Below are 18,752 nucleotides of genomic sequence, written 5' to 3' on the forward strand. Positions count from 1 at the left end.
AGTTATTTCGGAAGTGTTACAGCAGCGTTGACCAGTATTCCCAGAAACGCACCAAGATCAACAGCACAAGTGAGGTGAACCAGAGCGCCACCAGCGACCACCGCCACTGGTAGATCGCCCGGGCGACCGCGTTGGTGTGCAGCGGTCGAAGCGCGATGGAACTCGTGACCACCAACAGCGGGATCGTCACCGACCACACGACCATGCAGTACGGGCACAGCGCCCCGATGCGGTAGAGGCTCTGGAAGATCAGCCAGTGCACCATGACCGCACCGAGCAGGCTGCCAGCCGCCAGCCCGGCCCAGTACCACCGCGGCAACCGAACGCCCGCGATCGCCAGCACACCCGTGACCAGGGTGACCGTGAACGCGACCACCCCGATCAGCGAATTGGGGAACCCGAAGACCGATGCCTGCCAGGTGGTCATCACCGAGCCACAGGAGATGACCGGGTTGATGCTGCACGACGGTACGTAACTCGGATCGATCAGCAGCTCGATCTTCTCGACCGTCAGTGCCAGTGCCGCCGCCAGCCCGAGGACACCGGCGATCAGTATCCAGATCGCAGCGGGCTTGCCGACGGCGATTCCGGGGGCCTTCTCGGCCCCGGAGTCGCCGAGTTCGTCGAGCTCGGGCGCTGCGGCGTCACTCATGGGTGGGCCGGTGCGGGGGCTGCCGGTGCGCCGGGCGCCGGTGCAGGAGCGGGGGCGGCCGGTGCGCCGGGCGCAGGAGCGGGCGCAGCCGGTGCGGGAGCGGGGGCGTTCAGCGCCGGGAGGTCACCGACGACCTCCTTGACCTTGGCGATCAGCTCGTCAGGTGTGGTGGGGCTGTAGTCCTCACCGTTGAACTTGACGGTCGGAGTCGAGTGGATTTCGGTGGCCGCGGCCATGCCCTGCACCATCTCCACGTAGCGACCCTTGGTGATGCAGTCGGGGACATCACCGGCGGCGCCGGCCTGGCGGGCGAGCTCGATGATCCGGGCGTTGTCGGGGTAGACGCCGCTGCCCTCCTCCGGCTGGATTCCGGGAGTGAAGAGCGCGGAGTGGAAACGGCGGAATGCGTCGACGGACTCGTCGGCGACGCAGTAGGCAGCACCGCCTGCGCGTGACGAGTAGCCGTTGCCCGCCTTGTCCAGGATCGCCACCATGTGGTAGTCGACAGCCACTGCGCCGCTGTCGATGAGCTTGTTGATGGTCGGGCCGAACTGCTGTTCCAGATGACCGCATGCGGGGCACAGGAAGTCCTCGTAGAGGCTCAGCGTCACCTTGGGCTCAGATGTGCCCTCTTTGGTGATCACGCTGGGCGCCGCCACGTGCACGGCCCGGGCCTCCCCGGAGGCCGGACGCTTGTGGCCGGTCGTCACGATGTAGAGCACCAGGCCGACGGCGAACAGCACCACAACGGCTGTCAGCCCGATCTGAATGAACAGGTTGCGCTTGCGGTCAGCCGCCTTGAGGTCGTACTTCGCGGTCTTCTTCGGTTTGGCCACGTCGACAAGCGTACCGGCGCCGACAGGTCAGCTTTCGGCGTGGCTGAGATGTGCGCGCAGGGCCGAGATCATTGCGCTCGTCGCAGTGTCACTGCCGCCGCCCAGCGGGAAGAAGTTGGCGAACGCGTGGATCATCGACCGTTCTTCGCGCAGGTCCACGACCACCCCGGCGTCCTGCATGGCCCTCGCATACCGGTTCCCCTCGTCCCGCAGTGGGTCGAACCCGGCCGTGACCACCAGCGCGGGCGGCAGGCCGGTGAGATCTTCGCTCAGCAGCGGTGACACTGTTGGATCGTCGGCGGCCACCTCGGCGCCATCGAGGTAGTGCGCGGCAAACCAGTCCATGTCGCGTTTCTGCAGGAAGAAGCCGTCGGAGAACAGCGTCTTGGATCTCGTCTCGCTCGACCAGTCGGTGACGGGGTAGAGCAGCAGTTGCAGAGCGGGCAGCGGCAGTTCCGAGTCGCGGGCCTGTTGGGTCACCACCGCAGCCAGGTTGCCGCCGGCACTGTCTCCTCCGACGAGGATGCGCGTGGCCCCCAGACCCGCGGCATGGTCGAGCGCCCAGCGGTAGGCCGCGTAGGCGTCGTCGACGGCCGCCGGCGCCTTGTGCTCGGGCGCGAGGCGGTAGTCGACGGAGATGACCTGGATTCCACCGTCCCGGCAGATCAGCCGGCACAGATTGTCGTGGGTGTCGAGGTCACCGATGACAAAGCCGCCGCCGTGGAAGTACAGCAACAACGCCGACGTGCCTGGAGACCCGGTGCCGTCCGGGACGTAACGTCGCGCCGGGATGGGCCCGGCCGGACCGGGAATCGACATCTCGGTCACATCCGCGCGGATCCGTGCCGTCATCATGGCTGCGGTGGCCCGCAGCGCGGCTCGCGAAACCGCGACGCCGGACTCCGCGCTGTAATCGGCGACCAGGCCTCCGACCCCGGCCGCACGCTGCGCGGCCAGGGTGAATTGGAGCGTGGTGTCCAGGGTGTTGCCGTCGACCACCACCGAACGTCCGCCCAGCAGCAGTCGCTTGGTCCGGTCGGAAATCCGCGGGATCGCGGCCAGGGTGAACTTGGTCGCCCGCTCGAGCACCGCCTGTCTGACCGTGTCCCGGCTGTGGCCACCAGGTCCACCCTGGGCCGGCCCGCCTGGCAGACTTTCAGTCATGGCTGCTCCCTCTGTGAGTCCTCGTGTCACGCTGAACGACGGTAATTCGGTACCGCAAGTCGGGTTGGGGGTTTGGCAGACCCCTGCCGAGGAGACCGTGCGCGCGGTGAGCGCGGCCCTGCAGGCAGGCTATCGGCACATCGACACCGCAGCCGCGTACCGCAACGAGGCCGAAACCGGCCGGGGCCTGGTTGACTCCGGGGTCCCCCGCGAAGACGTGTTCCTGGTGACCAAGCTGTGGAACAGCGATCAGGGATACGACTCGACGCTGGCCGCGTTCGACGCGAGCCTGGAGCGGCTCGGCGTCGACTACCTCGACCTTTATCTGATCCACTGGCCGGTACCGGCCAACAATGCCTACGTCGACACCTTCAAGACCTTCGCACACCTGCGTGATCAGGGCCGGATCCGGTCAATCGGGGTGAGCAACTTCGCCCCCGAACATCTGGACGTGCTGATCGACGCCACCGGCATCGTGCCCGCGGTCAATCAGATCGAGTTGCACCCGCTGCTACCGCAACACGAGCTGCGCGAGGTACACGCCAGATTGGGCATCGCCACCGAGGCGTGGAGCCCGCTGGGCCAGGGTTCACTGCTCACCGATCCGGTGATCACCGGCATCGCCGAACGGCATGGTAAAACGCCCGCACAGGTACTGATTAGGTGGCATATACATCTGGGTAATATCGTCATCCCCAAGTCGGTGAACCCCGAGCGGATTGTGAGCAATTTCGACGTGTTCGATTTCGATCTGAACGAGTCGGATATGTCGGCCATCGCCTCGCTGGAGACGGACACTCGCCTGGGACCCGACCCCCGAACCTTCAACTTCACAGGATAGGTGCCATGACCTCCTCCGACGGGGCTGCGATTCCCACCGTCACGCTCAACGACGACCGCACGATCCCGGTTGTCGGCCTGGGTGTCGGCGGACTCTCGGATTCCGAGGCGGAGCGCGTGGTGTCGGCGGCCCTTGAGGCCGGTCACCGCCTGATCGACACCGCGGCCGCCTATGGCAATGAGGCAGGCGTCGGCCGGGCCATCGCGGCCTCGGGGATTCCGCGCGAGGAGATCTCGGTCACCACCAAGCTGGCCATCACGGATCACGGCTTCACGTCGTCCCAGGACGCCGGGCGGGCCAGCCTGGAGCGGCTCGGCCTGGATTACGTGGACCTGTACCTGATTCATTGGCCGGGCAACGACGTCGGCAAGTACGTCGACAGCTGGGGTGGGCTGATGGCGCTCAAGCAGGCCGGGCTGGCCCGTTCCACCGGTGTCTCCAACTTCAGCCCCGAGAACCTGTCGACGATCGTCGACCTGACCTTCGTCGCTCCTGCGGTCAACCAGATCGAGCTGCACCCGCTGCTCAACCAGAGTGCCTGGCGTGCCGCCAACGCCCAGTACAACGTCACCACGCAGGCCTACAGCCCGTTGGGCGTCGGCAACCTGCTCGACAACCCGGCCGTCACGGCCATCGCCGAGGCACACGGCAGGACGCCGGCGCAGGTGCTGATCCGCTGGAGCATCCAGTTGGGCAACAGCGTGATCTCGCGCTCGACCGACCCCGAGCGGATCGCCTCCAATCTCGACGTGTTCGGCTTCGAGTTGACCGCCGAGCAGATGGACAGCCTCAGCAGCCTCGATAATGGCACCCGGTTCCGGCCCGACCCGGCGACCTTCACGGGCTAGCCCGTGGGGCAGGTCCCGGCGGCCTCACGCAAGACCCCGGCCGAAGCGGTGTCGACCGCCAGCGCGTAGCCGCGCAACACCTCGACGAACTGCACCGCGTACTGACACCAGAACGCCCGATTGGGCGGCATCCAGTGGGCCGGTTCCTGATCGCTCTTGTCCTGGTTGGGTTTACCCGCTACCGCCAGCAGGTTCGCCGGGTCGTTGGCGAACCGCAGCCGAAGGTCGTCGGGCCAGTCCCGCGCGCCCAGGTCCCAGGCCAACGCCAGCGGCACGATGTGATCGATCTGCACCGAGGCCCCGGTCTGATTGCCACGGACGAAGGACACCACCGCGTTCGTGTACGGGTCGTGCAGCGTGCCGGTCGCCACGGCGGTCGGACACCGTTTGATCGCGACGAACGTCTTGTCGACGAGGTCGCGATTGAGAATGTCGTTGCGGGTGTCGCAGCCGTTGTGGCCACCGGGCGCGCTGTTGTCGTCGTCCCACGACTCGCCGAATGCCGCGCGGCGATAGTCGTTGCCACGCACCCGTACCGGTACTTCGGGCACTCCGGCCAACAGATCGACCCCGGCGGCCACGCTGGGCGGTTGCGCCTGAGCGGTGAACCGGGCGGAGCGTTGCGTTGCCAAGGTCACCTGGATGGCGACGACCACCGCGAGTGCGACGGCTGCAGCCAGCCACCACATCCGGCGGCGGGTCATGCCTTGTCCAGGTACTCGACGCGATCGGTGTTCACGAATTGCGCTGCCAGCAGGTCCATCCCGGGATCATGCGGATTCTGTGCGTAACGCTGCTCAGCGAATGCCCGGGCCTCCTGGATCACTTCGAGATGGTCCCGCAGGGACAGGAAACGCAGATTGATGGTGCGCCCGGACTGGTTGAGGCCCAGCACATCTCCCTCGCGTCGCTCGTCGAGATCCAGATCAGCCAGGGCGAATCCGTCCAAGGTCGCCGCAACGGCCTTGATCCGTTCACCGGCCTTGGACGTCTCCGGCAACCGGGTGGCCAGCAGGCACAAGCTGGGGTGCTGCCCGCGGCCGATGCGGCCGCGCAGCTGATGAAGCTGGCTGATGCCGAACCGGTCGGCGTCCATCACCACCATCATCGTGGAGTTGGGCACGTCGACGCCGACCTCGATGACGGTGGTACACACCAGCACGTCGATCTCGCCGGCCCGGAACAGGCCCATCACCGCATCCTTCTCGTCACCGGACAGCCGGCCGTGCATCAGGCCGAGCCGCAATCCGGACAGCGGGCCCGCGCTCAGGCGGTCGAAGAGGTCGACCACCGTGACCGGCGGCGGCCCGCCGCGCCCTTCGCCCTTGTCGCCGGGCTTGTCGGACTCGTCGATGCGTGAGGCGACCACATAGGCCTGGCGCCCCGCGGCCACCTCCTCCCGGATACGGGCCCAGGCCCGGTCCAGCCAGGAAGGCTTCTGCGAGATGAAAATCGTGTTGGTGGTGATGGGTTGACGGCCCCGGGGCAGCTCGCGCAGCGTCGAGGTCTCCAGATCGCCGTACACCGTGAGCGCGACGGTACGGGGAATCGGTGTGGCCGTCATCACCAGAAGGTGCGGCGTCAGCCCGTCACGAGCCTTGGCGCGCAACGTATCCCGCTGCTCGACCCCGAACCGGTGCTGCTCGTCGACGACCACCATGCCCAAATTGTGAAACTCGACCGCCTCCTGCAGCAGGGCGTGGGTGCCGACGACGATGCCGGCTCGCCCGGACGCCACCTCTTCGCGCACGGCACGCTTCTGCGGCGCCGTCATGGAGCCGGTGAGCAGCGCGACCCCGGTCGCACCCTCGGCGCCACCGAGTTGACCCGCCATGGCCAGCGGCCCGAGCACGTCACGTATCGATCGGGCATGTTGGGCGGCAAGCACTTCGGTGGGTGCCAGTAGCGCGCACTGATAGCCCGCGTCGACCATCTGCAGCATCGCCAGGACCGACACGATGGTCTTGCCCGAGCCCACCTCGCCCTGCAACATCCGGTTCATGGGCCGCGTCGAGGCCAGTTCGTCAGAGATCACCTCCAACACCTCGGACTGTCCGGTGGTCAGCTCGAACGGCAGCCTATTGCGCAGGGCGGCCGCCAGTCCGCCGTCGGTTCGCGGTGCGGCAGGACCGGATTCACTCAGCTCGCTGTAGCGCCGGGCCACCAGCCCCCACTGCAGCCCGATCGCTTCGTCGTAAGTCAGCCGCTCGCTGGCACGCTCGCGCGCAGTCGTGTTCTCGGCCAGGTGAATGGCCCGCAACGCCTCATCCTCGGACATCAGATTGTGTTGGCGGACAAAGTCTTCCGGCAAAGGATCCGGGACCGGGTCGAGCATGTCGAGGGTCTGGCGCACGCACGCGTAGATGTCCCAGCTCTGCACCTTGGCCGACGCGGGATAGATCGGGAAGAAGTCCCGCTCGAACTCGGCCAGCATCTCCTCACCGCTGGCACCCGATGCCGACGCGATGGTGGTCAGCGACTTGGTGCCGATCTGCTTGCCGGGCGGCGGATTGAGCACCAGGAAGGCGGGATGGTTCAACTGGAGGGTGTTGCGGAAGTACTTGACCTCGCCGGACAGCATCAGGCGGGTGTCCTTCTCCACCTTGTCCACCATCCAACCGGCGTTGAAGAAGGTGGCTGTCACCGCCGGCCGATGATTCCCCAGGGCCACCCGCAGGTACTTGGCCCGCCGGGTGCCGCCGGATTTGGTGCGCACGGTCGACCGCATCTCACCGATCTCCGCCTTCGTCACCACGTCGATGAAGGTGACGTGCTCACCCTCTTCCAGATCGAGCGCCTCCCCCTCCCCACGCACCGTCATCCCGTCGCTGTACTTGCGCGGGTAATGACGCAGCAGGTCGTTGACCGTGCGGAGACCGAAATTGGCATTGAGCTTGTCCGCGTTCTTCTTTCCGATCACGAACTCGAGGCGTTCGCCGAGACCGACCACTACTCGACCCCGATCAGCAGGGCGTCACCGCGGTGGCCCGTGTGATACGTCACCAACTCCGCGCCGAGGTGCGCGCGGTGGACGTGGGCCTGCAGCGCCTTCCCGACCTCATCGTCCACACCGTCGCCGGTCAGCACCGTGATCAGCTCTCCGCCGGCCACCATCATCAGATCGATCAACCCTGCGGCCGCGGAGGTGAGATCAGACCCGACGATCAGGACCTCGTCGCCGGCGATGCCGAGCCCGTCACCCGGCTTGCAGGTGCCCGCCCAGGTCAACGCCTCCTCGGTGGCGATCCGCACCGCACCGTGCCGCGCCCCAGCAGCGGCACGCGCCATGGTGTACCCGTCGTCGACGGCTTGCCGTCCCTCGTCGTGGACGGCCAGCGCCGCCAACCCCTGCACCATCGAACCGGCCGGCACCGGCACCACGTCGATGCCCCAACCGATCGCGGCGGTGCAGCCCGCCACGAGCTCCTCGGCGGCGACATACCCGTTGGGCAACACCATCACCTGGGCCGCCCCCACATCGATCAGGGCACGCAACAGCTGCTGCGCATTGATCGGCTCGCCCGCTTCGGGCCGCAACACCTGCGCACCCTCACCGGCGAACAGTTCGACGCCGCCGTCCCCGTCCACAACGGCCAGCACAGCCCGCTCGCGGGTCCATCCACCGGCGGGCCTGGCGCCCGCAGCGACGGTCAGCGCGGTGATCTGAATGCGGTTCAGCGACCCCACCGCCAACCCGGCCTCGACCGCGGCGCCGGCATCGTCGAGGTGGACGTGCACCGAGTACTGATCGCTGCCGGATGTGGCGATGGCGACCGACTCACCCATCTGTTCCAACGCTGCCCGCAGCCCCTCGACTGCAGACGCGCCGCACCCACTCAGGAGATACATCACCTCGAACTGCGGTGGTGCCGCCGCGGCCGCCAGCGCCACCTGCGGCGAGGCCGGGGTGTAGACCGGCCGGCGCGGCGCGTGGCCGGCCAGGGTGGTTGTCATCGCGTCGAGCAGCACGAGCAGGCCCCGACCTCCGGAATCGACCACGCCTGCCTTGGCGAGCACGTCGAGCTGTTCCGGGGTGCGGTCGAGGGCTGCCGAGGCGGCCTCGCCGGCGGCGGCCGCCACATCGGCGACGTCGCCGCCGGTAGCCGCGCAGTGCTCGCCGGCCTCGGCGGCCGCCTGCAGGACGGACACGATGGTCCCCGGCACGGGCTCACCCATCGAGGTGACGGCCAGGACGGCGGCATGGCGCAACGCCTCCCCGAGCAGCGCGCCGTCCACCGCGGAGAGGGCACCGTCACGCCGGGCCGCGGCGGTGGTGATGACCTCGGCCAGGCCGAGCAGAATCTGGGACAGGATCACCCCGGAGTTGCCGCGGGCCCCCTGCAGCGCTCCGGCCGCCAACGCGCTCGCCACTGCCGTGATGTCGGCATCGGCCGGCTCGCCGTCTACGTGCGCCCACGCCGAACGCATCGTGAACAGCATGTTTGTGCCGGTATCGGCATCAGCCACCGGGAACACGTTGAGCCGGTTGATCTCATCGGTGTGGACGATCAGCTCATCGACGGCGGTATGCGCCCAAGCCCGCAGAGCGGGGGCATCCAACCGCCGAGCCGACATCGGACCTCCCAATCCCCATCAGATCCGCACAGATTCCCCCGTGCGGCGCCGTCACCGCCGTGGTCACCAGCCTATCCAGTGACAGCGACAAACCCGATCAGAGCATCGCCGGCTGTGGACAACCTGGAGCCGTGTTCACGAGCCGTTTTGGCGATCCTCTGGCCTCCCGGTATTCTGATCAGGTTGTCGGGTCGAGCCCCGCCGTTTGCGGCGAGCGGGCCCAGCCCCCCAAGTACTGATTTCGAGGAGTTGTTGATATGGCTGCCGTGTGCGATATCTGCGGAAAGGCCCCGGGCTTCGGCAAGTCGGTGTCGCACTCGCATCGGCGGACCAGCCGGCGCTGGGATCCGAACATCCAGTCGGTGCGTGCCGTGGCACGTCCGGGTGGCAACAAGCAGCGCGTGAACGCCTGCACCTCCTGCATCAAGGCCGGCAAGGTCTCGCGCGGCTAGTCACGCGCGCCTGATCCGGTGCGCGACGCTGTTGTTTATCTGAGGACACGGCAGGGTACCTCCTGTCGTCATGACCTCTTGTCGCGCATCGCGCTCACCGCTCTGTGCATTTGCGGCCGCAGTCGCGGCCGGTCTCGTGCTGTCCGCGTGCGGCGGCACCAGTTCCGATGGCAACACCACCTCGGAGACTCCCACGACGACGGAGGCGCCGGTGACCTCGGAGGGTCCGGCGACCCATACCGAGACCACCGTCATCGAAACTCCGGTATCGCCTGCACCTGCGTCACCGTCGGCTGAGATGCCCGCTCCTCCGGGCAACGGCGGCGGTGACGGCGACATGACAGTCCAGATTCCCTCACCGGGTATCCCCTCGCCCCCGCCGATCCCGGCGCCGCCGGCGATTCCCGCGCCGCCGGCCATCCCCATGCCCTGACCGGGTCAGGGCAGCCGCCAGTCGATCGGGTCGGCGCCTTTCTGCTGCAGCAGTTCGTTGGCCCGGCTGAACGGGCGTGACCCGAAGAATCCCCGCGACGCCGACAGCGGCGACGGGTGCGGCGATTCGATCGTCGCGCAGTCACCTTCGGCCAGGAGCGGTTTGAGCGTCGAGGCATCACGACCCCACAACACCGCCACCATCGGCTGCTCGCGTGCGACGAGCGCCCGGATCGCGCACTCCGTCACCGCTTCCCAGCCCTTGCCCCGGTGCGAGGCCGGAGTGCCCGGTGACACCGTCAGCACCCTGTTGAGCAGCATCACGCCCTGTTGCGCCCATGGGGTGAGGTCACCGTTGGCCGGTTGCGGGTAACCGAGATCCTCGGAATACTCGCTGAAGATGTTCGACAGGCTGCGAGGCAGCGGACGGACATCGGCGCCCACCGAGAAACTGAGACCGACAGCATGCCCCGGCGTCGGGTAGGGGTCCTGACCGACGATCAGCACGCGTACCTGGTCGAAGGGAAAGGTGAAGGCACGCAGAACATTTTGGCCCGAAGGCAGATAAGTTCTGCCTTCGGTGAGCTCGTCGCGGAGGAACTCCCCCATCTGTGCGACATGCGTTTCCACCGGCGCGAGCGCGCGGGCCCATCCGTCCTCGACAAGTTCATTCAGGGGGCGTGGAGTCACGGAAAGCCAACTTAGCGTGAGCCGTTAGTCGAACGACTGCCATCCCGCGTTTCCCGCCCACGGCGCGCCGTCGACAAGCACCCTGGCCGGTCCTTCCGACACCCGCCCGACGGCGCGCCAGCCGGGTGGCAACGCACCGGGGAAAGTGGCGGCCAGCGCGTGGTCCTCACCACCGCCGAGCACCCACTCCCACGGGTCGGCTCCCACCGCCGTGGCGGCATCGGTGACCGCGAGGCGGTCGGCATCGAGAAGGCCGCGGTCCAGGTCGATGCCGACGCCGGAAGCCGTCGCGATATGACCCAGGTCGGCGAGCAGGCCGTCGGAGACATCGGTCATCGCGGTGGCCCCGGCGTCGGCCGCGCGGGCGCCCTGGCCGTACGGCGGGTGCGGGGTCAGGTGACGCTGCCGCAACTCGGCGAGGCCGTCCTGTCCGTCGATGCCGCGCTCCCACAGCGCGAAGCCCGCTGCCGAGCGGCCCAAGTCACCCGCCACCGCGACGGTGTCGCCGGCTCGGGCGCCGCTGCGGCGCACCGGTTCCCGGCCGCCGAGATCACCGAGCACCGTGACAGATATCACCCACAGCGGGGCACTGACCAGATCGCCACCGGCAATGCTGGCACCCAGCGCACGTGCCTCAGCCCACAGTCCGTCGGACACTTCCTTCGCCGCCGTGACGGGAGTATCGGACGGTGCTCCGAACGCCACCACGAATGCGGTGGCCCGCCCACCCATCGCCTCGATGTCGGAGGCGTTCTGAGCGATGGCTTTTCGCCCGATATCGTGCGGCGTTGACCAGTCGAGCCGAAAGTGGCGGTCCTGCACCAGCATGTCGGTGGAGACGACGGTGCGGCCGTCGGACACCGTCACCACGGCGGCATCGTCACCAGGGCCCAGCGTCACGGCCTCGGCTTGCGCGCGCCCGGCCACCAGACGGTCGATGACGACGAATTCCCCGGCGGACGCCAGGGTGTCGCCGTCGTCGTCTCCGGGATCGTCGCCGATCGTCTTGCCGGTCATGTCGCCTCCTGCCGGTCGGCCGCCGCGCCGGAAGAAACCGGACCCGACCTGCGGTACGTTTGGTGCCTGCGGCCAGCAGTTTATGCAGCGAGATCAAGGAGACAGCCGGTGGTGGAGGCTTACGTGCTGATCCAGACGGAGGTGGGCCGCGCCGAAGTCGTCGCAAAACAGCTCGCCGGCCTTCCGGGTGTGGTCTCCGCGGAATACGTGACCGGACCCTATGACGTGGTCTTGCGGGTCAGTGCCGACACCTTGGCCGAGCTGCAGTCCGACGCGGTGCCTGCGGTGCAACAGGTACCCGGAATCACCCGGACCCTGACCTGCCCGATCGCCGACACCGGCCGGCCATAGAGTTGGTGGTGTGACCGACTCGCCCGCCGCCGACGGACCGCCCCGCACCCTGCTGATCGCAGCGGTCGTCGTTGCGGTCTCGGTGCTGATCACCGTCCTCGGTATCGCGGCGTCCCGGCAGCGCTCACCGGAACAGCAACCCGTCGCCATTCCGTCGATACCGGCACCGCAGGCCGACAGCCAGCAGTGCCACGACCTCCTGAACGCACTACCCCAGCAGCTCGGCGATTTCCGTCGTGCCCCGACGGTGGACCCCACCCCGCCGGGCACCGCGGCCTGGCGTGCCGAGCCCGACACCGAGCCGGTCGTCCTGCGCTGCGGGCTGGAGCGCCCCACCGATTTCGTCGTCGGCACGCCCCTGCAGGTGGTCGACGAGATCCAGTGGTTCCGAGTGGGCGAATCGGGACCGGCCACCGATGATCAGGGCCGCAGCACCTGGTACGCGGTCGACCGCCCGGTGTACGTCGCGCTGACCCTGCCCGCCGGGTCGGGGCCGACACCCATTCAGCAGATCTCAGGTCAGATCGCCCGCACCATGTCCGCGCAGGAGCCGGCACCGGCTCCGGCGCGCTGAGGTCAGCGCAGGCCGGTCCCGCGTGCCAGCGCGGTCTCGACCATCGCGGTCAGCAATGTCGGGTAGTCGACGCCGCTGGCTGCCCACATCCGCGGGAACATCGAGATGGTGGTGAACCCCGGCATCGTGTTGATCTCGTTGATCACCGGGCCGTCGTCGGTCAGGAAGAAGTCGACGCGGGCCAACCCCTGGCAGTCGATCGCGGTGAAGGCACGCACCGCCAACCGGCGGACCTCGTCGGAGATGTCGTCGTCGACCTTGGCCGGTACGTCCAATTCGGCTGCATCGACGAGGTATTTGGTGGCGAAGTCGTAGAAGCCGTCCTCGCGTCCGCGCACGCCGGCCACCCGGATCTCGCCCACGGTGCTCGCCTCGATGCTGCCGTCGGGGAATTCGAGTACACCGCATTCCAGTTCGCGGCCAGGAATCGCGGCCTCGACGATGACCTTGGGGTCGTGACGCCGCGCGAGTTCGATCGCCGCGGGCAGCTCGTCCCATGCCGAGACCCGACTGACGCCGATCGAAGAGCCGCCCCGGGAAGGCTTGACGAACACCGGCAGGCCGAGGCGCTCGCGGTCCTCCAGATCGAGGGTCGGAACGGAACCGTCGGGGCTGGGACGCAACACCACGAAGTCGCCGATCGGCAGCCCCTCGGCAACGAGCAGCTTCTTGGTGAACTCCTTGTCCATACCGGCTGCGCTGGACAGCACGCCGGAGCCGACGTACGGAATCCCGGCCAACTCCAGCAGCCCCTGGATGGTGCCGTCCTCGCCGTACGGGCCGTGCAGCACCGGAAAGACGACATCGACGGCGGCCAGCAGTTCACCGGGACCATTGCTCAGCGCCAGCAGCTGCCCACTGCGGTTCGGGGCGGCGGGCAGCGCCAGCTCGGTACCGGACGTCTCGGTCACCTCGGGAAGCCGGCCGTCGGTGATCGCGAGGGTCTCGGGGCTTCCGTCGGTCAACACCCACGAACCGTCGGGGGTGATCCCGACGGCGACGACCTCGAACCGCTCCGGGTCGAGGTTGCGCAGGATGCTGCCTGCCGATACGCAGGAAATCGCGTGCTCAGAGCTACGCCCGCCGTAGACGACGGCGACGCGGGTGCGGGATCCGGTCTGGTTGCGGGCTGTCACAACCTAGAGAGGCTACCGTCCCGGTCCGGACCTGCCTTCCGGTGCATCCCGACCAGGGCCTTCATCGCTGCAACGCCTGCTCGACATCGGCGAGCAGGTCGTCGGTGTCCTCGATCCCGGCCGAGATACGGGCGAAACCGGCGGGAACGGGGTCGCCCCAGCGTGCCCTGCGGTCGACCGAGGTGTGGATTCCGCCGAAGCTGGTCGAGGCGATGAGCAACGTGCTGCGCTCCACCAAGGCGTGCACGGCGGCGGCATCGGCCAGCTCGATCGACACCAATCCGCCGAAACGCCTCATCTGGGTGGCCGCCAGTTCGTGTGCCGGATCTTCGGGCAACCCCGGATAACGCACCGAGCGCACCGCCGGATGGCTGCGCAGCATCAACGCCAGGGCTGCGGCGTTCTGGCACTGCCGTTCGAAGCGCAGTCCGGCACTTCCGAGGCTGCGCAGTACCAACCACGCCTCGAACGCACCCAGGATCGGCCCGGCCAGCAGCCGGTCGCGCTCCACTGCGGCCATCAGCTCGGGCTGGCTGCCCGCCACGTAGCCGGCCACCAGGTCGCTGTGTCCCGACAGTGATTTGGTGGCACTGGCCACCACCAGGTCGGCGCCGAGCGAAAGTGGTTGTTGACCCAGCGGTGTGGCGGTGGTGTTGTCGACGACGAGGGTGGAGCCACGACTGCGGCACGTGATCGCCAACCGGTGCAGATCGACGACGTCGAGCCCCGGGTTTGCCGGCGTCTCGGCAAGCACCACGTCGGCTTGAGCGGCCGCCTCACACATCTCGGCGACACTCGCTTCGATTACCGTAATACCCTGTGGCGCAAGGTATTCCATTGCATAACGACGAACCTGGTAGTAGCCGTCGGCGGGGACCACGAGCGTGGTTCCCGGTTTGGCCAGCACCCGAAGCGCCGAGGTGATCGCGGCCATGCCCGACCCGAATGTGAGTGCAGCTCCGGCACCCTCCAGCTCGGCCAGCGCCGCTTCCAGCTGCCGCCATGATGGATTGGAGCTCCGGCCGTAGCTGTCCAGCGGCTCGGTTTCGTCGGGCGAGAGATGAAACGTCGACGCGGGCACCGGGATCGGCGCCACCGGCTGGCCTGGAACCGATTCCAGACCAACAGCTTTGACGCTCCGCGTGGAATCCCCGTACAAGCCGTCCATACCTGCTTTCCTCCTCGCACCCGGAGGCCCGTCACTCCGGTTTGGTGCTGCGACCCAGTAGTCCCGCGACTGCCTCGTGAACAGACAATCCTTTGTGACACACCCGATAAACGGCGTCGGTCAATGGCATCTCGACGCCGTAGCTGGACGCCAGCGCCAGCACCGATTCACACGAGGCCACTCCCTCGGCCACGTGGCCGCCTCCCGCGATCATCGCCGATTCCATGGTGCCGCCCTTGCCGAGCCGCTCGCCGAACGTGCGGTTACGCGAATGCCGGGACGTACAGGTGGCCACGAGGTCTCCGACGCCGGCCAAACCGGCCAGCGTGGCGGGGGTGGCGCCCAGCGCGATACCCAGCCGCATGACCTCGGCCAGGCCGCGGGTGATGATCGCGGCCACGGTGTTCTCCCCCAGCCCGACGCCCACCGCCATACCGCAGGCCAGCGCGATGACGTTCTTGCAGGCACCGCCGACTTCCGCGCCGACCACGTCGGCGTTGGTGTAGGGCCGGAAGTATCCGGTGGCCAGTGCGCGCTGCAGCGTGACCGCGCGTCCCGAGTCACTACAGGCAACGACGGTCGCCGCGGGCTGCTCGTCGGCGATCTCACTGGCCAGGTTCGGCCCGGTCACGACGGCGACCCGGGACGGATCGACGCCGGTCACCTGCACGATGACCTGACTCATCCGCATGAGTGAGCCAAGCTCAATTCCCTTGGCCAGACTGACCAGCGTGACGTCGTCACCGATCAGGTGCTTCCAACCCTCCAGGTTCGCCCGCAGTTGCTGAGCAGGCACACCGAGCAGCACGGTGCAGGCGCCCGCCAGCGCCTCGGCCGGATCGGAAGTGGCCCGGATCGTCGACGGCAGCACGACATCGCCGAGATACCGACTGTTGCGATGCTCGGTGTTGATCTCCTCGGCGACCTCCGGCCGACGGGCCCACATCGTCACCGGATTTCCCGCATCCGCCAGCACCTTGGCCAGCGCCGTCCCCCACGCACCGGCACCCATCACCGCAGCCTCTACCACCCGTTCACCCTATCCCGGCGGCTGCGCCACGCGCCGTCACCGGCCGGGCTGGCAGGATGAACCCATGAGCGGCTCCCGGAGCGGCAACGCGGCAGCAACGCAGGCCGCCGACGTCACCCTCGTGATCGCGGTGAAACGGCTGTCGGCCGCCAAAACCCGGCTGGCACCCATCTTCTCCGCGGCCACGCGCGAGGCCGTCGTGCTGGCCATGCTCGTCGACACCATCAACGCCGCGTCGTCCATCGCCCCCGTCACCGTCGTCACCCCGGACGAGACGGCGGCCGACGCCGCGCGGCAACTCGGCGCCGGGGTTCTGATGGACCCCACACCGCCCGGTCATCGTGACCCACTCAACAACGCCATCGCCGCCGCCGAGGCCGAGCTCCGCTCCTCTTCACCGAATATCGTTGTCCTCCAAGGGGATCTACCTGCACTGCAACCCCAGGAGTTGGCCGAGGCGCTGTCTCTGGCCCGCGGTTATCAACGCAGTTTCGTCGGCGATCGGCACGGCACCGGAACCTCGGCGCTGTTCGCGTTCGGCACTCCCCTGGCTCCGCACTTCGGATCCGATTCGGCTGCGCGCCATCGTCACTCCGGTGCGATCGAACTCACCGGCGCCTGGCCCGGTTTGCGCTGCGACATCGACACTCCCGACGATTTGCAGACGGCACGGCGACTCGGCGTGGGCACCGCCACCGCACGCACCCTCGGCAGGCATGCCGTTAGGTAGCCGGGGACCCGCGCGATAGGGAATGATCGGACAGATGAGCGAAGCCACCGAAGCCGAGCCAGGTACCCGGTCGAACAACTCTCACCGGGACACCGCGGCAGCCGTATCGGGGCAGTCCGACGAGTCGACGACACCCGAAGCGCCACCGGCGGCCACCTCACCTGCGGTGGACGACGCGCTGCCCGAGGACCGCTACCTCAACCGCGAGCTGAGCTGGCTGGACTTCAACGCCCGGGTCCTGGCCCTGGCGGCCGACACTTCGCTGCCGTTGCTCGAGCGGGCGAAGTTCCTGGCGATCTTCGCGTCCAATCTCGACGAGTTCTACATGGTCCGGGTGGCCGGTCTCAAACGCCGCGACGAGATGGGACTTTCGGTGCGCTCGGCCGATGGCCTGTCCCCGCGCGAACAGTTGCGACGCATCAACGAGCGCACCCAGCAGATCGCCAACCGGCACGCCAAGGTGTTCCTCAGCTCGGTCCGCCCGGCGCTGGCCGAAGAGGGCATCGTCATCGTCAACTGGGCCCAGCTCGACGAGTCCGAACGCGCAAAGCTCTCCACGTACTTCCACGAACAGGTGTTCCCGGTCCTCACCCCGTTGGCGGTGGACCCGGCGCACCCGTTCCCGTTCGTGAGCGGGCTCAGCCTGAACCTGGCCATCACCGTCAAGCACCCCGACGACGGCGGACAACACTTCGCCAGGATCAAGGTGCCTGACAATGTCGGTCGCTTCGTGGAACTGACGCCCCCTGCCGATGGATCGACGGTGGTGCGGTTCCTGCCGATGGAGGAACTCATCGCGGCGTTCCTGCCGGTCCTGTTCCCCGGCCTGGAGATCGTCGAGCACCACGCGTTCCGGATCACCCGCAATGCCGACTTCGAGGTCGAAGAGGATCGCGACGAGGACCTGCTGCAGGCACTGGAACGCGAACTGGCTCGACGACGGTTCGGGTCGCCGGTCCGGTTGGAAGTCTCCGACGACATGACCGAGAGCATGCTCGAATTGCTCTTACGGGAGCTCGACGTGGCCCCCGGCGACGTGATCGAGGTGCCCGGGCTGCTGGATCTCTCCGCGCTCTGGCAGATCTACGACGTGGACCGGCCCGCGCTCAAGGACCGGCCGTTCGTGCCTGCCACCCCACCGGCTTTCGGCGAACGCGAGACACCCAAGAGCATTTTCTCGACGCTGCGCGACGGCGATGTACTGGTGCACCACCCCTATGACTCGTTCTCCACCACGGTGCAGCGCTTCATCGAGCAGGCCGCCGCCGACCCCAACGTGCTGGCCATCAAGCAGACCCTCTACCGCACCTCCGGTGACTCACCGATCGTCAACGCTCTGATCGACGCGGCCGAGGCCGGCAAGCAGGTCGTGGCGCTCGTCGAGATCAAGGCCCGCTTCGACGAACAGGCCAACATCAAGTGGGCCAGAGCGCTTGAGCAGGCCGGCGTACACGTCGTCTACGGGTTGATCGGACTCAAGACCCATTGCAAGACCTGCCTTGTGGTGCGGCGCGAGGGGTCGACGATCCGGCGCTACTGCCACATCGGCACCGGCAACTACAACCCGAAAACCGCGCGACTGTACGAGGACGTGGGGTTGCTCACCGCCGATCCCGACATCGGCGCCGATCTCACCGACCTGTTCAATTCACTGACCGGTTACTCACGCAAGGACTCCTACCGCAATCTGCTGGTGGCTCCGCGCGGCGTGCGTAAGGGCATCATCGAGCGCATCGACCGCGAAATTGCCGCTCACCATGAGGGAGCGACGACCGGAATCCGGTTGAAGGCCAACGCCCTGGTCGACGAGCAGGTGATCGATGCGCTGTACCGGGCGTCGCAGGCCGGGATCCCGGTCGAGATCGTGGTGCGCGGTATCTGCGCACTGCGCCCTGGTGTGCCCGGCTATTCCGACAACATCACGGTGCGCTCGATCCTCGGACGCTTCCTGGAGCACTCGCGGATTATTCACTTCCGCGCCATCAACGAGTTCTGGATCGGCAGTGCCGACATGATGCATCGTAATCTCGACCGCCGTGTCGAAGTGATGGCTCAGGTCAAGGATCCGAGGCTGGCCGCACAACTCAACGAGGTGTTCGAGTCCGCGATGGATCCGGCCACCCGGTGCTGGGAGTTACGACACGACGGCCATTGGACTGCGCTGCCCCAGGAGGGGCAGACAGTCCGCGACCACCAGGTGTCGCTGATGGAACGTCACCGGCACCCCTGATCCCCACTTGGCCGGGCCCATAGCCC

At 67.7% G+C, this 18,752-nt stretch carries 19 protein-coding genes; 8 read left to right on the top strand and 11 right to left on the bottom strand.

All coding sequences use genetic code 11. The annotated features are described in order from the left end of the window. Positions 1–16: 16 nt before the first annotated feature. The 3 genes from AC4ELH_RS01065 to AC4ELH_RS01075 are packed head-to-tail and all read right to left on the bottom strand — an operon-like array spanning position 17 to position 2,652. Positions 17–652 (bottom strand): vitamin K epoxide reductase family protein, encoded by a 636-nt coding sequence (locus tag AC4ELH_RS01065; RefSeq protein WP_448446868.1) that lies wholly within the window; start codon positions 650–652, stop codon positions 17–19. Next, the gene (locus AC4ELH_RS01070) at positions 649–1,488 is read right to left on the bottom strand and encodes a DsbA family protein (RefSeq protein WP_448457044.1); all 840 of its coding nucleotides are present in this window, start codon (positions 1,486–1,488) and stop codon (positions 649–651) included. The genes AC4ELH_RS01065 and AC4ELH_RS01070 overlap by 4 nt, the downstream gene beginning before the upstream one ends. A 27-nt stretch (positions 1,489–1,515) precedes the next feature. Then, on the bottom strand, positions 1,516–2,652 hold the full coding sequence (locus tag AC4ELH_RS01075; protein WP_448446872.1) for an alpha/beta hydrolase: 1,137 nt from the start codon (positions 2,650–2,652) through the stop codon (positions 1,516–1,518). 13 nt (positions 2,653–2,665) lie between these two features. On the opposite strand from AC4ELH_RS01075, the gene AC4ELH_RS01080 reads away from it, so the two are divergent. Beyond that, the gene (locus AC4ELH_RS01080; protein ID WP_498883061.1) at positions 2,666–3,493 is read left to right on the top strand and encodes an aldo/keto reductase; all 828 of its coding nucleotides are present in this window, start codon (positions 2,666–2,668) and stop codon (positions 3,491–3,493) included. Positions 3,494–3,498: 5 nt separating this feature from the next. Continuing rightward, the gene (locus AC4ELH_RS01085; RefSeq protein WP_498883007.1) at positions 3,499–4,341 is read left to right on the top strand and encodes an aldo/keto reductase; all 843 of its coding nucleotides are present in this window, start codon (positions 3,499–3,501) and stop codon (positions 4,339–4,341) included. On the opposite strand, the gene AC4ELH_RS01090 is transcribed toward AC4ELH_RS01085, so the two are convergent. Genes AC4ELH_RS01090 through AC4ELH_RS01100 form a run of 3 tightly spaced genes read right to left on the bottom strand, consistent with a single transcriptional unit; the run spans position 4,338 to position 8,916 of the window. After that, entirely contained in the window at positions 4,338–5,045 is a 708-nt protein-coding gene (locus tag AC4ELH_RS01090) for an HNH endonuclease family protein (RefSeq protein ID WP_498883008.1), read from the bottom strand. The two genes, AC4ELH_RS01085 and AC4ELH_RS01090, sit on opposite strands and share 4 nt — an antisense overlap. Then, positions 5,042–7,291: an ATP-dependent DNA helicase RecG gene (gene recG, locus AC4ELH_RS01095; RefSeq protein ID WP_463790243.1), complete on the bottom strand. Its 2,250-nt coding sequence runs from the start codon at positions 7,289–7,291 to the stop codon at positions 5,042–5,044. Before recG ends, AC4ELH_RS01090 begins: the two co-directional genes overlap by 4 nt. Further along, positions 7,291–8,916, bottom strand: a complete 1,626-nt coding sequence (locus tag AC4ELH_RS01100; RefSeq protein ID WP_498883009.1) for a DAK2 domain-containing protein — start codon at positions 8,914–8,916, stop codon at positions 7,291–7,293. The genes recG and AC4ELH_RS01100 overlap by 1 nt, the downstream gene beginning before the upstream one ends. 257 nt (positions 8,917–9,173) lie before the next feature. Here AC4ELH_RS01100 and rpmB point away from each other — a divergent pair, with 257 nt between their 5' ends. Both rpmB and AC4ELH_RS01110 read left to right on the top strand, forming a co-directional pair. Then, on the top strand, positions 9,174–9,368 hold the full coding sequence (gene rpmB, locus AC4ELH_RS01105) for a 50S ribosomal protein L28 (RefSeq protein WP_003881125.1): 195 nt from the start codon (positions 9,174–9,176) through the stop codon (positions 9,366–9,368). 70 nt (positions 9,369–9,438) lie between these two features. Further along, positions 9,439–9,801, top strand: coding sequence for a hypothetical protein (locus tag AC4ELH_RS01110; RefSeq protein ID WP_131812738.1), 363 nt, complete (start codon positions 9,439–9,441; stop codon positions 9,799–9,801). Between the two features lie 5 nt (positions 9,802–9,806). On the opposite strand, the gene AC4ELH_RS01115 is transcribed toward AC4ELH_RS01110, so the two are convergent. Further along, entirely contained in the window at positions 9,807–10,490 is a 684-nt protein-coding gene (locus AC4ELH_RS01115) for a uracil-DNA glycosylase (protein ID WP_498883010.1), read from the bottom strand. Positions 10,491–10,514: 24 nt separating this feature from the next. Further along, entirely contained in the window at positions 10,515–11,507 is a 993-nt protein-coding gene (locus AC4ELH_RS01120) for a thiamine-phosphate kinase (RefSeq protein ID WP_498883011.1), read from the bottom strand. 108 nt (positions 11,508–11,615) lie between these two features. Here AC4ELH_RS01120 and AC4ELH_RS01125 point away from each other — a divergent pair, with 108 nt between their 5' ends. Together AC4ELH_RS01125 and AC4ELH_RS01130 are read left to right on the top strand one after the other, a co-directional pair. After that, the gene (locus AC4ELH_RS01125; protein WP_498883012.1) at positions 11,616–11,858 is read left to right on the top strand and encodes an Lrp/AsnC family transcriptional regulator; all 243 of its coding nucleotides are present in this window, start codon (positions 11,616–11,618) and stop codon (positions 11,856–11,858) included. Between the two features lie 10 nt (positions 11,859–11,868). Then, positions 11,869–12,432, top strand: a complete 564-nt coding sequence (locus tag AC4ELH_RS01130; protein ID WP_064881849.1) for a DUF3515 domain-containing protein — start codon at positions 11,869–11,871, stop codon at positions 12,430–12,432. A 2-nt stretch (positions 12,433–12,434) separates the two neighbouring features. Here the strand turns inward: AC4ELH_RS01130 and AC4ELH_RS01135 are convergent, their stop codons facing one another. The 3 genes from AC4ELH_RS01135 to AC4ELH_RS01145 all read right to left on the bottom strand — a co-directional run bounded on the left by AC4ELH_RS01135 (position 12,435) and on the right by AC4ELH_RS01145 (position 15,748). Continuing rightward, positions 12,435–13,568, bottom strand: a complete 1,134-nt coding sequence (locus tag AC4ELH_RS01135) for a D-alanine--D-alanine ligase family protein (RefSeq protein WP_463790239.1) — start codon at positions 13,566–13,568, stop codon at positions 12,435–12,437. A gap of 61 nt (positions 13,569–13,629) precedes the next feature. Further along, the gene (locus AC4ELH_RS01140) at positions 13,630–14,736 is read right to left on the bottom strand and encodes a cystathionine gamma-lyase (protein WP_064960686.1); all 1,107 of its coding nucleotides are present in this window, start codon (positions 14,734–14,736) and stop codon (positions 13,630–13,632) included. A 31-nt stretch (positions 14,737–14,767) separates the two neighbouring features. Further along, the gene (locus AC4ELH_RS01145) at positions 14,768–15,748 is read right to left on the bottom strand and encodes an NAD(P)H-dependent glycerol-3-phosphate dehydrogenase (RefSeq protein WP_498883062.1); all 981 of its coding nucleotides are present in this window, start codon (positions 15,746–15,748) and stop codon (positions 14,768–14,770) included. Between the two features lie 82 nt (positions 15,749–15,830). Here AC4ELH_RS01145 and cofC point away from each other — a divergent pair, with 82 nt between their 5' ends. Next, positions 15,831–16,496, top strand: coding sequence for a 2-phospho-L-lactate guanylyltransferase (cofC, locus tag AC4ELH_RS01150; protein ID WP_064881861.1), 666 nt, complete (start codon positions 15,831–15,833; stop codon positions 16,494–16,496). A 22-nt stretch (positions 16,497–16,518) separates the two neighbouring features. Further along, positions 16,519–18,726, top strand: a complete 2,208-nt coding sequence (locus tag AC4ELH_RS01155; RefSeq protein WP_448446885.1) for an RNA degradosome polyphosphate kinase — start codon at positions 16,519–16,521, stop codon at positions 18,724–18,726. Positions 18,727–18,752: the final 26 nt, after the last annotated feature.

This window comes from Mycobacterium shunyiense (assembly GCF_058270075.1).

What these genes read in the sequence shown, in the direction of transcription:
- AC4ELH_RS01065 (WP_448446868.1), bottom strand. Translation starts at nt 652, where the DNA reads ATGAGTGACGCCGCAGCGCCCGAGCTCGACGAACTCGGCGACTCCGGG.
- AC4ELH_RS01075 (WP_448446872.1), bottom strand. Translation starts at nt 2,652, where the DNA reads ATGACTGAAAGTCTGCCAGGCGGGCCGGCCCAGGGTGGACCTGGTGGC.
- AC4ELH_RS01085 (WP_498883007.1), top strand. Translation starts at nt 3,499, where the DNA reads ATGACCTCCTCCGACGGGGCTGCGATTCCCACCGTCACGCTCAACGAC.
- AC4ELH_RS01090 (WP_498883008.1), bottom strand. Translation starts at nt 5,045, where the DNA reads ATGACCCGCCGCCGGATGTGGTGGCTGGCTGCAGCCGTCGCACTCGCG.
- AC4ELH_RS01100 (WP_498883009.1), bottom strand. Translation starts at nt 8,916, where the DNA reads ATGTCGGCTCGGCGGTTGGATGCCCCCGCTCTGCGGGCTTGGGCGCAT.
- rpmB (WP_003881125.1), top strand. Translation starts at nt 9,174, where the DNA reads ATGGCTGCCGTGTGCGATATCTGCGGAAAGGCCCCGGGCTTCGGCAAG.
- AC4ELH_RS01110 (WP_131812738.1), top strand. Translation starts at nt 9,439, where the DNA reads ATGACCTCTTGTCGCGCATCGCGCTCACCGCTCTGTGCATTTGCGGCC.
- AC4ELH_RS01120 (WP_498883011.1), bottom strand. Translation starts at nt 11,507, where the DNA reads ATGACCGGCAAGACGATCGGCGACGATCCCGGAGACGACGACGGCGAC.
- AC4ELH_RS01140 (WP_064960686.1), bottom strand. Translation starts at nt 14,736, where the DNA reads ATGGACGGCTTGTACGGGGATTCCACGCGGAGCGTCAAAGCTGTTGGT.
- AC4ELH_RS01145 (WP_498883062.1), bottom strand. Translation starts at nt 15,748, where the DNA reads ATGGGTGCCGGTGCGTGGGGGACGGCGCTGGCCAAGGTGCTGGCGGAT.
- cofC (WP_064881861.1), top strand. Translation starts at nt 15,831, where the DNA reads ATGAGCGGCTCCCGGAGCGGCAACGCGGCAGCAACGCAGGCCGCCGAC.
- AC4ELH_RS01155 (WP_448446885.1), top strand. Translation starts at nt 16,519, where the DNA reads ATGATCGGACAGATGAGCGAAGCCACCGAAGCCGAGCCAGGTACCCGG.